The organism is Streptomyces sp. NPDC097129, assembly GCF_055668065.1.
The window spans coordinates 72,215-86,126 of record NZ_JBVOQE010000004.1; the positions used below are offsets into that span (position 1 = coordinate 72,215).

Below are 13,912 nucleotides of genomic sequence, written 5' to 3' on the forward strand. Positions count from 1 at the left end.
AAGCCCCCAGCGGGGCCACTGGCACCCGCCCCCGAACGCAACGCCCTGCAAGCGATGTGCCGCCAGGTCTTCGGCTTCCGCCTGGCCATGATCGCCCTCGCCGCCCCCGCCGCTCTCCTCAACGCCGCCCCCGGCTGGGGCACCCGTCTGGTCGGCGCAGCCGTCGTCGTCACGTTCATGGCCTCCTACGCCCTCTTCCGCGACTGGGAACGCTTCGGCCCCCTCCTCCTGCGCCACCCCACCCTCCTCGCCGTCGACACCCTCTTCGGCTCGCTGCTGCTGATCTCGGCCGGCCCCGACACCACGCTGGCCTACGTCAGCGTCTGCACCCCCCTGCTCGCCGGCATCGTCTACAGCTGGCGCGGAGCGGCCTGCTTCGCCAGCCTCCAGTCGCTGATCCTGCTCCTGGTCCACGCGACGGCCCACGACCTGCACACCAACCCCGCCGAAGCGCTCCTCCTGCCCGGCCTGTGCGTGGTGACCGGCGCCCTCGGCTCCACCCTGCGCAACCTCCTCCTGCGCTTCGGCGCCGCGACGCAGGCGCTCACCCAGGCCCGGTCCCGGCTCGCCGCGCGCGAGGCGACGGATGCCGAACGGGCCCGTCTGGCCCTCGAGATGCACGACTCGGTGGCCAAGACCCTGCACGGCGTCGCGCTGGCGGCGGACGGCCTCGCGGCCTCGGCGAGCCGGCCGCGCACGGACCCGGTGGTGATCGCACACCAGGCGGAACTGATCGCCCGCTCCGCCCGCCGGGCCGCCACGGAGGCCCGCGCCCTGCTGACGGACCTGCGCCGAGGCGAGACCACGAACGCCGACCTCCTCACCGAACTGACCTTGCGGACGCGCGACTTCACGAGCCGCACGGGCATCCCGGTGGAACACTGCGGCACCCCGCCGCCCCTGCCGCTGACTCTTCCGTCCACGACCACGCACCACCTCCTGAAGATCTGCGACGAGGCCCTGGAGAACGCCCACCGCCACGCGAGTCCCGGCCGGATCGAGGTCCGCACGGATCTGCGCGAGGACCGCCTCCGCATCACGGTCAGCGACGACGGACCCGGCCTCCCCGAAGGCACAGCTCTCGAACACCTGCGCAACGCGGGCCATTTCGGCCTCCTGGGCATGGCCGAACGCGCCACCTCCATCGGCGCCCGCCTCGACATCGGGCACGGCGACCGGGCGCGGGGCACCCGCATCGGCGTGGAGATCCCCCTGCGCCCCACTGCCGGAGAAGCCTGATGCCGCCCCCCGGGACAGCCGCCCTGCGCGTCCTGATCGCCGACGACAACCCGGTCGTACGCGCGGGCCTGACGGCACTGCTGTCCGGCCACGAGGACATCACGGTCGTGGCGGAGGCGTCCGACGGCCGCACGGCCCAGGAGGCGGCACACCGGCACGACCCCGACGTGATCCTCCTGGACGTCCACATGCCCGGCGTCGACGGCCTGACGGCCCTCCCACACCTGACCCCGCTCGCGCCGGTCCTCATGCTCACCTACAGCGGCGAACCGGAGACCACGCTGGAGGCGCTGCGCAGGGGCGCGGCGGGGTACCTGGTGCACGGCGAGTTCACGGTGGACCAGCTTCTGACGGCCGTACGGGACGCGAGCCGGGGACGCCCGCATGTGTCTCCGACGGTGACGGAGGCGTTGCTGGGCCACCTGCGGGGCGGCCACGGAAGTGCGACTGCACACGGCAATGCGCCCGATGTGACGCAGAATCGCGGCATCCACCCGACCTCCTCTTCACAACTGCAACAACATATGGGACAGTCGATGCCGTTGGGTGCCCAACTCAGCGCGCGGGAAGCGGAGATCATGGACCTCATCGCCACGGGCCTGACGAACCAGCAGATCGCGGCGGCCTGCTTCATCAGCGAGAAGACGGTCAAGAACCACATCAACCGCATCTTCGCCAAGCTCCACAGCACCAGCCGCGCGGAGGCGACGGCCAAGTGGCTGGGCACGGCACCCCGGGAGCACCGGTGAACGCCTGGGCCCGCATTTGGGCCCACGGACCCTCGGCCGACACCCCCGCCCGCCCCTACGCTCCCGATGCCGACAGAGGGGAGCACCATGAGCAACTGGATCGCCCGCATCGCCCGCGACGACAGGGGCCAGACGGCGGTGGAGTATCTGGGCATCATCGCGGTCGTGGTCGCCATCGTGTTGGCGATCACGGGCACGGACATCGGCAACACCATCTACACCGCCATCACGGACAAGATCAACGAGGTCATCGGCGGCTGATGTCACGCCGTGCGTGCGGCGACGCAGGGCAGGCCTTCCCTATCTACATCACGGCGATAGGGGGCCTGCTTCTGCTTGCGTTCGCCTACCTTGCGGTCGGCCAGGCCGCAGCCAAGAGGAACGACGCCCAGACGGCGGCGGATGCGGCTGCGCTCGCAGCGGCTCAGGACACCAGGGACCAGCTCGTGGCGCTCTGGACGGAGAAGCTGCGCGACCCGACCACGTGGTCGGCAGTCCTCGACGGAGACGTCGCTACCAGCGATTCCTGCGCACGCGCGTACGAGCTCGCCGCGCAGAACGACGCAACCGTGGGTTTGTGCAGGCCAGCAGGGCCACTGAGCTACGAAGTCGCGGTCACGACCAACAAGTCGGTCGGCGAATCCATCGTCCCCGGCACCGAGAACCAGCGCGTGACGGCTTCCGCAAGGGCTGTGGTCGAGCCGCTCTGCCCGTTCGTGGCTGCACAAAAGAGCAGCGTGAAGGAGGCCCTTCCACGTCTCACCTGCAAGGACCGTGACTGGGACATCGACCCTGACGATCCGGCGGGCCTCCCAGAACCGCAGGACCTCTTCGACGTCCATTTGGTGTCGAACGAGTAGCGAACGACGAGTGGGGAAGGAAGCGGGGCGATGAGCATGCGCAGGGGGATGACCGCACTGGCTGTGGCGGTCGGGCTGGCAGTCGGTGTGACCGCCTGTGGCGGGGGAGGCAACCACGACTCGAAGCCCAAGACGTCGGCGCCTGCTTCCGGCAACGGCGACTCGAAGCCGACCGCTCAGGAGGGCCAGTCGGACGCTCCCATGGCTGAGATGAAGGGCCCGAACGGCCTGTTGCTCCAAATCGCCTCGGCTCAGCGGGACGCGGGCGGCTTTGTCACGGTGAACGGTGACTTGAAGAACGACGGAGCCCAGCGGGTGACCGTCCCCGCCGGCGTGCGAGGCGACGAGACGGAGATCGTGCGGCACGGCATGTCCCTCGGCGGCGCAACACTGGTGGACAGCAAGGAAAAGAAGCGCTACTACGTGCTGCGTGACACGGACGGACGGCCGCTGACCACCACCGGCTTCTCCTCGCTCAAGCCCGGGGAGTCACTCTCCTTCTTCATCCAGTTCCCTGCTCCGCCGGCCGACACCACAGAAGTGACCTTCCAACTGCCGATGTTCGCCAGTGGCGCGATCCAGATCTCCGGATGAGGCGCCCCGAATGACCCTCCCCCGAGCCCTGACCCTCACCGCCGCCGTCCTCCTCCTCTCCACCACGACGGCCTACGCCGACGACGCCCCCAGCGTTCCCCCCGGCACCGAGGCCACCGCCACCGCCCCCGTGAAGGTGGACCCGAACGACCCCGACCTCAAGCTCCCCGAAGGGGCCACCCTGGCCGCGCCGAAGGTGCTGGACATCAAGTCCGTCGTCGAGGACCAGTCGGGAGACGAACGCCGTGAGGACACCAACGCGGACGTGAAGTTCGCCCTCCAGGCCGAGGTCCTGTTCGGCAAGGACAGCGCCAAACTGGGCCCGGACGCGCGGGCGCGCATCGCGGCCATCGCCGGGGAGATCAAGAAGCAGAACGCCACCCGGATCCGCGTCTTCGGCTTCACCGACAACCTCGGCTCCGCCGCCCACGGCGACGTCCTGTCCCGCCAGCGCGCCAACGCCGTACAGGACGCCCTGGACGACGACCTGAACGACCCGGGCGTCACCTTCGAGGTCCGGGGATACGGCGAGGACTACCCGATCGCGTCGAACGCCACGGAGGAGGGCCGCCGCAAGAACCGCCGCGTCGAGGTCAGTTTCCCTCGCTCGGAAAGCTGACCCGCACGCCCACCCGCAGCCCCCACCGGGCCATCGCGCCCGCCTCCGCCTCCAGCACGTGCCGCGCCCACGGCCGGGGCCTGCCCAGCCGCCCCGGCCGCATGGTGCACACCGCGACGACGCGCAGCCGCCGGTCGAGGTAGGCGACGTCGATGGGCATCCGCATCCGGAAGGTGTGGACGCTGTTCGCGGGGGAGAGCAGCATGGCCCCGTCGAGGGAGTCGCGCCCCAACAGGCCCCGCGTCCGGGCGCGGTAGGAGGCGGCGATCTCCAACGGAACGGTCACGGCCTCAGGTCCTTCGCCCACCACAAGGACGCCTCGCCCATCACGCCAGGCTCGACTCACCGCGCCTCCTCCTGACATTCAGTGCTCCCGCCGGTGCAGACGATCGGCCGGGCGGACCGGTCACCCTCACGTTGCGCACCCCATGGGGACGTCCAACTCAGCTTCAGATGGCCCCTGTTCCCCAGCCGAGTCGGCTCGCGGCCCCGAACGTGGTCCGTGATGTGAACGTTACCCCGCGGGACGCCTTGTGAGAGTTGGCAACGGCTCCTACCCCCCGAAAGCCACCGTCACCTGGAAGATCCACTGGGCCGGAACAGGTGGCGCCGGCGACGACCTGCCCGACGGCACCTTGGGCGCCACGGACGTGAGGGTGCAGGAGATCCAGGCCGTCAACCGCTGACGACGAAGACGACCGTCCGTAAAGCAGTTGTGCGCCCATCCGCGCCACGATAGGAACCTTTCATGACTGCACTCGGCGTCGTCTTCCGTCCTCAGCTTCCGCCCGAGCGGCTGCGTGCCGTTGCTCAGGTCGCCGATGCGGCCGGGCTGGAGGAGTTGTGGTTGTGGGAGGACTGCTTCCTGGAGGGCGGGGTGTCCACGGCCGCCGCCGCGCTGGCCTGGACCGAGCGGCTGCGGGTCGGGATCGGGCTGCTGCCCGTCCCGCTGCGCAACGTCGCCGTCACGGCCATGGAGGCCGCCACGCTGGAGCGGATGTTCCCCGGCCGCGCGATCCTCACCGTCGGACACGGCGTGCAGGAGTGGATGGGGCAGGTCGGGGCGCGTGCCGAGTCGCCCCTGACACTGCTGCGCGAGTATCTGCTCGCCCTGCGGGCCCTGCTGGCCGGTGAGCGGCTCAACACCGAGGGGCGCTACGTCCGCCTCGACGACGTCGCGCTCGACTGGCCGCCGCCGGCGCCGCTGCCCGTGCTCGCCGGAGTCACCGGGCCGCGCTCCCTGCGGCTGTCCGGCGAGGCCGCCGACGGCACGCTGCTGACGATGAACAACTCGCCCGACGCCGTGCGGCGGGCGCGGAGCCTGGTCGACGAGGGGCGCGCGGCGGCCGGGCGGCTCGGCGATCCGCACCGCGTCGTCGTCTATCTCCTCGCCGCCACCGGGCCCGACGCCCCGGCCCGGCTACGCGCCGACCTGGCCGCCGAGGGCCTCGCCGACGTGCCCGGCGTCGGGGTCGCCGGAGACGCGGAGACCGTAGCCAAGGCCGTCCAGGAGTACGCCGCGGCCGGCGCCGACACCGTCGTACTGCAGCCGACGGCGGACGAGCCCGACCCGGAGGGGTTCGTCCGGTTCGCCGCCGAGCAGGTGCGACCGCTCCTGACGTGACGCCGGCCGGCCACTTCGTCGACCCCCACCTCGCCGGTACGCCGCCGGCTGGTCGCCCGTCACCCAGCCGGTCGCGCCGCCGGTTGGCCACCTCGTCGGCCAGCCGCCTCGCCGGTACGCCGGCGGCCGGTCGCCGCCGGCTCGTCGACCGTCACCAGCCGGCCACCCCGCCGGCCGGTCGCCGGCTCGTCGTCACCCCGCCGACCGGCCGCCGTACGCCGATGGCCGGTCGTCCGTCACCCCGCCGGTCGCCCCGCCGACCGGTCGCCTACGCCGCCGGCTCGTCGCCCCTCACCCAGCCGGTCGTCCCGCCGGTCGGCCACCTCGTCGGCCAGCCGCCTCGCCGGTACGCCACCCGCCGGTCGGCGGCTTGTCGTTCGTCAGCCCGTCGGGTGGTCGCCCGTCGCGCCGTCGATCAGTTCGCGCACGATGTCCATGTGGCCCGCGTGCCGTGCCGTCTCCTCGATCATGTGGACCAGCACCCAGCGCAGGGACACCTCGCGGTCCTTGTGCCACGACGGGCGGCCCACCGCGTCCAGCGCGAGCTCGGCGATGGTGCGGTCGGCGGCGGTGCGGGCGCGGCCGTAGAAGGCGACGATCTGTTCCGCCGTCTCGTCGTCGGACGCGCTCATGTCCTCGTCCGAGTACGGGTCGAACCACAGGGGCTCCACCTCGCGGCCGAACGTGTCGACGAACCAGCCGTACTCCACCGAGGCCAGGTGCTTGACCAAGCCGAGCAGGTTGGTGCCGGACGGTGTCATGGGGCGGCGCAGCCGCTCCTCGTCCAGCCCCCGCAGTTTCCACAGCACCGCGTCCCGGTGCCGGTCCAGGCTCGCCCGGAGTGTCTCCTTCTCGCCGCCCGCGTAGGGCATTCCCGCGCTCGCGTCACTCGCCTCGTCTGCCATGCCGTCGAAATTAACAGCGGCCACTGACAACGCCCTGCGATCATCACCCCCATGACCGCTCAGCCCCACCGCCGCACCTTCGAGGACCTCGTCGCCGAGGGCGACGCCGCGCCCACCGAGGGCTGGGACTTCTCCTGGTTCGAGGGGCGGGCCACGGAGGAGCGGCCGTCCTGGGGGTACGCCACGTCGATGGCCGAACGGCTCGGCTCGGCCGCCGCCGTCCTCGATCTGCAGACCGGGGGAGGGGAGGTGCTCGACTTCGCCCTCGGCCGCGCGGCCGGCGCCCCCGCTCTCGTCGTCGCCACCGAGGGCTGGCCGCCGAACGTCGCCAAGGCCACCGCGCTGCTGCGCCCGCGCGGCGTCGCGGTCGTCGCCTCGCCGGAGGACGCGCCGCTGCCGTTCGCCGACGCGGCCTTCGACCTCGTCGTCAGCCGGCATCCGGTGCGGCCGCAGTGGCCGGAGATCACGCGCGTGCTGGAGCCCGGCGGCACGTACTTCGCCCAGCACGTCGGTCCGAGCAGCGTCTTCGAACTCGTCGAGTACTTCCTCGGACCGCAGCCCCAGGAGACGCGCAGCGCCCGGGACCCGGAGCGGGAGCGCGCCGACGCGGAGGCGGCCGGGCTGGAGGTCGTGGACCTGCGCGCCGAGCGGCTGCGGATGGAGTTCCACGACATCGGGGCCGTCGTGCACTTCCTGCGCAAGGTGGTGTGGATGGTCCCCGGCTTCACCGTGGAGGCGTACGAGCCGCGGCTGCGGGACCTGCACGAGCGGATCCGGGCCGAGGGGCCCTTCGTCGCGCACAGCAGCCGGCACCTCTTCGAGGCCCGCAAGCCCCGTCAGCCACGTCACTGAGGTCACTTCACTCACACGGTTTCCACATCGTTATCGCGATCGGCTCGCCTTCACCCGACTGCCTCGCATAGGTTCAGACCAAGGCGATTCGCGTCAGCAAAGCTGCGCGGGCGGTACCGCGCGGTGGAGGGGGCTGCGCGGTACCGGCGCCGTCAAGGGCGCGGACACGCCGGGGTCGCCCATCGGAGGGACGGCCGCAGAGATGTTCCCCAGGGCCCCGAAAACCCCCGCCCACCACGCCTTCTTCCCTCAGCGGGCTGTCGCCGGGTGCATTCGGAGAGTAGTTGTGGCACGCCGATGCACACACCTGCCCTCACGAAGGGTTATGGTGGAAACCCCCCCTCGGGCCGGTCCGTATCCCCCCCACGGACCGGCCCGTTTTTTGTTTTCCGCCGTCTCCCGCCCCCGGCTGGTTCCGCCGTCTCCCGCCCCGGCTGGAGTCCGGCCCACGTCGAATGACCATCCGACACCGCCCGGCCCCCACGGCCCGGCCGCCCGGTTCACTCGGTTCACCCGGCGGACCCCACGGCCACCCCGCACAACCCCCCGGCCCTTACGGCCACCCCTCACCCGCCGCGCCGCCGCAGCCGCCGTACGCCTGACACCCGTTGGCGGTCCGCCGCGTCGGCGGGGGTAGGCTTCGCCATCGGGGACCGCCATACGGACAGGTGTCGCGCCCGGCCGAGCCCGGCGCGCATGTCCGATCCGCACCGGAGGGGCTGACAATCACGTGAACCTGCGCGACAAGCTGCGCGGCCTGCTCGTCAAGCTGTACGCGCGGCGGGTGGAAGGCCACCTGGACCACGCTCAGGTGCCCAAGCACATCGGCGTCATCATGGACGGCAACCGGCGCTGGGCGAAGGCCGCGGGCTCCACCACCGCGCAGGGCCACCAGGCCGGAGCGCACAAGATCGAGGAGTTCCTCGGCTGGTGCAGCGAGACCGACGTCGAGGTGGTCACCCTCTGGCTGCTGTCCACGGACAACCTCACCCGTCCGGAGGACGAGCTGCGCCCGCTGCTCGGCATCATCGAGGGCGTCGTGCGCACCCTCGCCGGCGACGGCCGCTGGCGCGTGCACCACGTCGGCACCCCGGACATCCTCCCGGCCGGCATGCAGCGCACCCTGAAGGAGGCCGAGGAGGCCACCGCGCACGTCGACGGGATAGTGGTCAACGTCGCCATCGGCTACGGCGGCCGCCAGGAGATCGCCGACGCCGTCCGGTCCATGCTGTTCGACGCCCACGAGCGGGGCGTGGCGATGGACGACCTCGCCGAGCAGGTCGACGTCGACATGATCGGCCGTCATCTGTACACCAGCGCCCAGCCCGACCCCGACCTCGTCATCCGCACCAGCGGCGAGCAGCGGCTGTCCGGTTTCATGCTGTGGCAGACCGCGCACTCGGAGTACTACTTCTGCGAGGTCTTCTGGCCGGCCTTCCGCAAGGTCGACTTCCTGCGCGCCCTGCGCGACTACGCCGCCCGCCACCGCCGTTACGGCGGCTGACGCGGCGACACGCCGCCGACCCCCCGGGGAGAAGTCCCCGTGTACCCCGTCCCGCGCGGAAGTAACACGGAGTTCACCGCTGCGCCGCCCTGCCCTGTGGCATGGCGGCGCATTTTCGAGGGCATAAGGCAAGCAGGTCGACACCCGAACCACGGGCGTCGTATCTCAGCGGACGGCACGGGGCCGTCCGCCCGGGAGGCCCTTTGCACCAGCCCCACCGTGCGGTGACGGCACGGAAGCAGCCGCGGAGGGCCGGTTCCCGGCCCGCCGCACGCGCGGGCCGGCCACCGGCCGCAATGGCCCCACCCTCCCGGCCCGGCATCCACTTCGTCGCTCCCCGACCTCATCCGAGGGGGTACGTCCTTCCGTGGTGACCAGCACAAAGCGCCCCAAGGCAGACCGGCGCACTTATGTTCTCGACACCAGCGTCCTGCTGGCCGACCCGAACGCCCTGAGCCGCTTCGACGAGCACGAGGTCGTGCTCCCCATCGTCGTGGTCACGGAGCTGGAGGCGAAGCGGCACCATCCCGAACTCGGTTACTTCGCCCGGCAGGCACTGCGTCTGCTCGACGACCTCCGGGTACGGCACGGCCGCCTCGACGCCCCCATTCCCACCGGGGACCTCGGCGGGACGGTACGGGTCGAGCTCAACCACTCGGACCCCAGCGTGCTGCCCTCCGGCTACCGCCTGGGGGACAACGACTCCCGCATCCTGGCGGTCGCACGCAACCTGCAGGCCGAGGGGTTCGACGTCACCGTCGTCTCGAAGGACCTCCCGCTGAGGATCAAGGCGTCCTCGGTGGGCCTGCTCGCCGAGGAGTACCGGGCCGAACTGGCCATCACGGAGAACTCCGGCTGGACCGGGATGAGCGAACTCACCCTGCCGGCCGAACAGGTGGACATCCTCTTCGAGGAAGGGCACCTGTACGTCCCGCAGGCGGCCGACCTGCCCGTGCACACGGGGCTGACCGTCCACTCCGAGCGCGGCAAGGCACTGGGCCGCGTCACCCCGGAGGGCAACGTGCGCCTGGTGCGCGGCGACCGGGAGGCGTTCGGCATCAAGGGCCGCAGCGCCGAGCAGCGCATCGCGCTGGACCTGCTGCTCGACCCGGACGTCGGGATCGTGTCGATGGGCGGCCGGGCCGGCACGGGCAAGTCGGCGCTCGCGCTGTGCGCCGGCCTGGAAGCGGTCCTGGAGCGCCGCCAGCACCAGAAGGTGATGGTCTTCCGCCCGCTGTACGCGGTCGGCGGCCAGGAACTGGGCTATCTGCCCGGCTCCGAGGCGGAGAAGATGAGCCCGTGGGCGCAGGCCGTCTTCGACACGCTCTCGGCGGTCACCTCCCGCGAGGTCATCGAGGAGGTCACCGCGCGCGGGATGCTGGAGGTCCTGCCGCTCACCCACATCCGCGGCCGCTCGCTGCACGACGCGTTCGTCATCGTCGACGAGGCCCAGTCGCTCGAACGGAACGTCCTGCTGACCGTGTTGTCCCGGATCGGGGCGAATTCCCGGGTGGTTCTGACCCATGACGTGGCACAGCGGGACAATCTGCGGGTCGGGCGCTACGACGGAGTGGTCGCCGTCGTGGAGAAACTGAAGGGGCATCCGCTCTTCGCGCACGTCACGCTGAACCGGTCCGAGAGGTCCCAGATCGCGGCGCTTGTGACCGAAATGCTCGAAGACACCGGTATCTGACCGTCCGGCAGGCAATCGCCGTCCACCGGCGCCGTCCCGCAAAGGCGAAGAGCCTAGCGGGGCGGCGTCGCCGTATGTGGGCGTTCGATGAAATCCCCGGGCTCAAACGGGATGTGAGCTTTCACACGCAGCTCAGAATTGCGGTGCGGCGCCGGGTTACGGCAGAGTCTCACTCCTGTCAGGCCCCGCATACGACACACGTGTACCCCCAGCCGTACGGCACCACAGCAGGAACACCAACTCCATAGCAGCCGTCGTATGCCGCCCGCGCACCACGCGGCGCTCCCGAGCAGGGAGTTGCCCACCGGGCCCGCGCCTCCCGTGACCCCGCAGTTGGGGAGGCCAGTGTTCAGGGGCACGATTGCGTCCGCCAGGGTCACCGAAGCGGGCGATGCTGGAAGGAAACCGTGTGAGCCGGATTTCGGTCCGGGGATTCGCAGTGGCCTCCGCCACCGCGGTCACCGCTGTCGGAAGCGTCGTCGGAGTTGCCTCGGGCAGCACCGCGCAGCCGAACGACGCCGAGGCGACGGCATCCGAGGTCACGCTCCTCGCGGACATACCCGCGGGTCAGCAGGCCCAGGTGCAGACCGCGTCCCTCGCGCAGCAGGCCGACGCACAGGCCATCGCCGCGGACGCGAGCGCCAAGAAGACCGCCGAGGAGACGGCCCGCAAGGCGGCCGCCGAGACCGCGATCGCGAAGAAGGAAGCCGCCGAGAAGGCGGCCAAGGAAGCCAAGGAGCGCGAGGAGGCCAAGAAGGCCGCCAGCCGCAGCGCCGTCCGGGACGCCACCACCTTCGCCGTCCAGAGCTCGTACTCCGTCTCGCAGATCCAGGCGATGGCGCGTCAGTTGGTCGGCGGCGGCCAGTTCCAGTGCTTCAGCAACATCGTGGACCACGAGTCGAGCTGGAACTACCAGGCCGTCAACGCCTCCTCCGGTGCCTACGGTCTCTTCCAGGCCCTGCCCGGCTCCAAGATGTCGTCCGTCGGCGCCGACTGGCAGACCAATCCGGCCACCCAGATCAAGTGGGGCCTGAACTACATGAACAGCCGGTACGGCAGCCCGTGCGACGCCTGGTCGTTCTGGCAGGCCAACCACTGGTACTAGGCCCGCCCGGCTCACCACCAGCCTTTCGCTCGACTTCGCGCAGCCCCTCCCCGTCCTAGGGGGAGGGGCTTTCGCCCTGTACGGTCGTACGCGACGGCTCCAGGGGGGAGTGGTGAGGAGAGACGGGGGAAGAGGACGGATCATGTCGCGAGTGCCAGGGTGGCTCGGTCGGCTCGGCGCCGGACTGACCGGGATAAGTGAGCGGCTCGACGAGCGCCGCGCCGAGTTCGAGCGGGAAGACGCCGAACACGAAGGCGCCGCGCCGCCCGAGCAGGTACCACCGCCCCCCGACTACGCGCCCACGGTCCCCGCCCGCCCCGACCCGGCGCAGGCCGTCCCCTGGGGCGTACGCGTCGCGGCCGAGGCCGGCTGGCGGCTGCTGGTGCTGGCGGGCACGCTCTGGGTGCTGATGCGGGTCATCAGCGCCGTCCAGCTCGTCATCCTCGCCTTCGTCGCCGCGCTGCTCATCACCGCGCTGCTCCAGCCGACGGTGGCGCGGCTGACCCGCATGGGCGTGCCGCGCGGCCTCGCCACGGCGATGACGGCGATCCTCGGCTTCATCGTCATGGGACTGATCGGCTGGTTCGTCAGCTGGCAGGTCATGGAGAACATCGACAACCTCTCCAGCCAGATCCAGGACGGCATCGACGAGCTGCGCAAGTGGCTGCTGCACAGCCCGTTCCACGTCACCGACAAACAGATCAACCAGATCGCCAAGAACCTGCGCGAGGCGATCGGCGCCAACACCGACCAGATCACCTCGGCCGGCCTGGAGGGCGTACAGGTCGTGGTGGAGGCCCTCACCGGCATCCTGCTGACCGTCTTCTCCACGCTGTTCCTGCTCTACGACGGCCGCCGCATCTGGGAGTGGACCCTGAAGCTGGTCCCGGCCGCCGCCCGCCCGGGCGTCGCCGGCGCCGGCCCGCGCGCCTGGCGCACGCTCACCGCGTATGTGCGCGGCACGGTGATCGTCGCCCTCATCGACGCGATCTTCATCGGCCTCGGCATCTACTTCCTCGATGTGCCGATGGCCGTGCCGCTCGCGGTGTTCATCTTCCTGTTCGCCTTCATCCCGCTCGTCGGCGCGGTCGTCTCGGGCGCGCTCGCGGTCGTGGTGGCGCTCGTGACGCAGGGCGTGTTCACGGCCGTGATGACGCTGGTCGTCGTGCTCGCCGTGCAGCAGATCGAGGGGCACATCCTGCAGCCGTTCATCCTCGGCCGGGCCGTGCGGGTGCATCCGCTGGCGGTGGTGCTGTCGGTGGCGGCCGGCGGCATGATCGCCGGGATCGGCGGCGCGGTGGTGGCGGTGCCGCTCGTGGCGGTGACCAACACGGTCGCGGGCTATCTCAGGGCGTACTCGCACGAGGCGGCGATGCGGCACACGCCGCGGCCGCGCGGAGCGACGGCGTCGGACGTGGCGGCGGCGAAGGCGGCTGCCGCCGAGCCGGTCGCCACGCAGGAACCCGCGGGGGAGACGCCGTCGGCCTGAGCGGCACGACGAACGCCGCACGCCGCCGAACACCGCAGGACGCACGCCGCACGACGAACGCCAAACACCGCACGCCGAACGAAGTCGAAGGCCCCGCCCACCCGAAGGTGGACGGGGCCTCGCAACAGGTGCTGTCCGGGCCCTACTCGGCCAGGACCGCCTCCGCCTCCAGGGTCACGCCGACGGCCTGCACGACCGAGGCGATCTTGAAGGCTTCCTGGACGACCTCGCGCTCGACGCCGGCCTTGCGCAGGACCTGCTCGTGCGAGTCCAGGCACATGCCGCAGCCGTTGATCGCGGAGACCGCGAAGGACCACAGCTCGAAGTCGGTCTTGTCGACGCCGGGGTTGCCGATGACGTTCATCCGCAGGCCCGCGCGCAGGTTGCCGTACTCGTGGTCCGACAGCAGGTGGCGGGTGCGGTAGAAGACGTTGTTCATCGCCATGACGGCGGCGGCCGCCTTCGCGGCCTGGTACGCCTCCGGCGTCAGGTTGGCCTTCGCCTCCGGCTCCAGCTCACGCAGCACGATGGGGGAGCGCGAGGCGATCGCGGTCGCCAGCACCGTGCCCCACAGCTGCTGCGCGGGCAGGTCGGAGTTGCCGATGACCGAGCCCAGGTTGAGCTTCAGGTCCTTGGCGTAGTCCGGAACGCGGGACTTCAGGGAGTCGAGGGACATGCC

At 71.1% G+C, this 13,912-nt stretch carries 16 protein-coding genes; 13 read left to right on the forward strand and 3 right to left on the reverse strand.

The annotated features are described in order from the left end of the window. The first annotated feature begins 54 nt into the window (after nt 1-54). The 6 genes from AC0B9F_RS14150 (at nt 55) to AC0B9F_RS14175 (ending at nt 4,061) form a co-directional block, all read left to right on the forward strand. Complete coding sequence (locus tag AC0B9F_RS14150; protein WP_472002956.1) at nt 55-1,239, forward strand: sensor histidine kinase; 1,185 nt, start codon at nt 55-57, stop codon at nt 1,237-1,239. Then, nucleotides 1,239-1,988, forward strand: coding sequence for a response regulator (locus tag AC0B9F_RS14155; protein ID WP_472002277.1), 750 nt, complete (start codon nt 1,239-1,241; stop codon nt 1,986-1,988). Before AC0B9F_RS14150 ends, AC0B9F_RS14155 begins: the two co-directional genes overlap by 1 nt. A gap of 87 nt (nt 1,989-2,075) precedes the next feature. Further along, nucleotides 2,076-2,249, forward strand: a complete 174-nt coding sequence (locus tag AC0B9F_RS14160; protein WP_472002279.1) for a Flp family type IVb pilin — start codon at nt 2,076-2,078, stop codon at nt 2,247-2,249. Then, on the forward strand, nt 2,249-2,848 hold the full coding sequence (locus AC0B9F_RS14165) for a pilus assembly protein TadG-related protein (protein WP_472002281.1): 600 nt from the start codon (nt 2,249-2,251) through the stop codon (nt 2,846-2,848). Before AC0B9F_RS14160 ends, AC0B9F_RS14165 begins: the two co-directional genes overlap by 1 nt. A gap of 30 nt (nt 2,849-2,878) precedes the next feature. Continuing rightward, nucleotides 2,879-3,442: a hypothetical protein gene (locus tag AC0B9F_RS14170; RefSeq protein ID WP_472002283.1), complete on the forward strand. Its 564-nt coding sequence runs from the start codon at nt 2,879-2,881 to the stop codon at nt 3,440-3,442. Between the two features lie 10 nt (nt 3,443-3,452). Next, entirely contained in the window at nt 3,453-4,061 is a 609-nt protein-coding gene (locus AC0B9F_RS14175) for an OmpA family protein (RefSeq protein WP_472002285.1), read from the forward strand. Here the strand turns inward: AC0B9F_RS14175 and AC0B9F_RS14180 are convergent. Then, entirely contained in the window at nt 4,036-4,407 is a 372-nt protein-coding gene (locus AC0B9F_RS14180) for a DUF192 domain-containing protein (protein ID WP_472002287.1), read from the reverse strand. The genes AC0B9F_RS14175 and AC0B9F_RS14180 overlap by 26 nt on opposite strands. A gap of 187 nt (nt 4,408-4,594) precedes the next feature. On the opposite strand from AC0B9F_RS14180, the gene AC0B9F_RS14185 reads away from it, so the two are divergent. Next, complete coding sequence (locus tag AC0B9F_RS14185; RefSeq protein ID WP_472003004.1) at nt 4,595-4,747, forward strand: hypothetical protein; 153 nt, start codon at nt 4,595-4,597, stop codon at nt 4,745-4,747. Between the two features lie 62 nt (nt 4,748-4,809). Continuing rightward, nucleotides 4,810-5,685 carry an LLM class flavin-dependent oxidoreductase gene (locus AC0B9F_RS14190; protein ID WP_472002289.1) on the forward strand — a complete coding sequence of 292 codons (876 nt, stop codon included), beginning with the start codon at nt 4,810-4,812 and terminating at the stop codon, nt 5,683-5,685. Nucleotides 5,686-6,065: 380 nt separating this feature from the next. Here AC0B9F_RS14190 and AC0B9F_RS14195 read toward each other — a convergent pair whose 3' ends face one another. Continuing rightward, nucleotides 6,066-6,590 (reverse strand): DinB family protein, encoded by a 525-nt coding sequence (locus AC0B9F_RS14195; protein WP_472002291.1) that lies wholly within the window; start codon nt 6,588-6,590, stop codon nt 6,066-6,068. 51 nt (nt 6,591-6,641) lie between these two features. On the opposite strand from AC0B9F_RS14195, the gene AC0B9F_RS14200 reads away from it, so the two are divergent. The 5 genes from AC0B9F_RS14200 to AC0B9F_RS14220 all read left to right on the forward strand — a co-directional run bounded on the left by AC0B9F_RS14200 (nt 6,642) and on the right by AC0B9F_RS14220 (nt 13,233). Further along, nucleotides 6,642-7,442 (forward strand): methyltransferase domain-containing protein, encoded by an 801-nt coding sequence (locus AC0B9F_RS14200; RefSeq protein ID WP_472002293.1) that lies wholly within the window; start codon nt 6,642-6,644, stop codon nt 7,440-7,442. 730 nt (nt 7,443-8,172) lie between these two features. Beyond that, nucleotides 8,173-8,946, forward strand: coding sequence for an isoprenyl transferase (locus AC0B9F_RS14205; protein WP_472002295.1), 774 nt, complete (start codon nt 8,173-8,175; stop codon nt 8,944-8,946). Between the two features lie 367 nt (nt 8,947-9,313). Beyond that, nucleotides 9,314-10,639, forward strand: coding sequence for a PhoH family protein (locus AC0B9F_RS14210; protein ID WP_472002297.1), 1,326 nt, complete (start codon nt 9,314-9,316; stop codon nt 10,637-10,639). Between the two features lie 391 nt (nt 10,640-11,030). Continuing rightward, nucleotides 11,031-11,744: an aggregation-promoting factor C-terminal-like domain-containing protein gene (locus AC0B9F_RS14215; RefSeq protein ID WP_472002299.1), complete on the forward strand. Its 714-nt coding sequence runs from the start codon at nt 11,031-11,033 to the stop codon at nt 11,742-11,744. 142 nt (nt 11,745-11,886) lie between these two features. Beyond that, nucleotides 11,887-13,233: an AI-2E family transporter gene (locus AC0B9F_RS14220; RefSeq protein WP_472002301.1), complete on the forward strand. Its 1,347-nt coding sequence runs from the start codon at nt 11,887-11,889 to the stop codon at nt 13,231-13,233. Between the two features lie 142 nt (nt 13,234-13,375). Here the strand turns inward: AC0B9F_RS14220 and AC0B9F_RS14225 are convergent, their stop codons facing one another. Beyond that, nucleotides 13,376-13,909: an alkyl hydroperoxide reductase gene (locus AC0B9F_RS14225; protein WP_469810294.1), complete on the reverse strand. Its 534-nt coding sequence runs from the start codon at nt 13,907-13,909 to the stop codon at nt 13,376-13,378. Nucleotides 13,910-13,912: the final 3 nt, after the last annotated feature.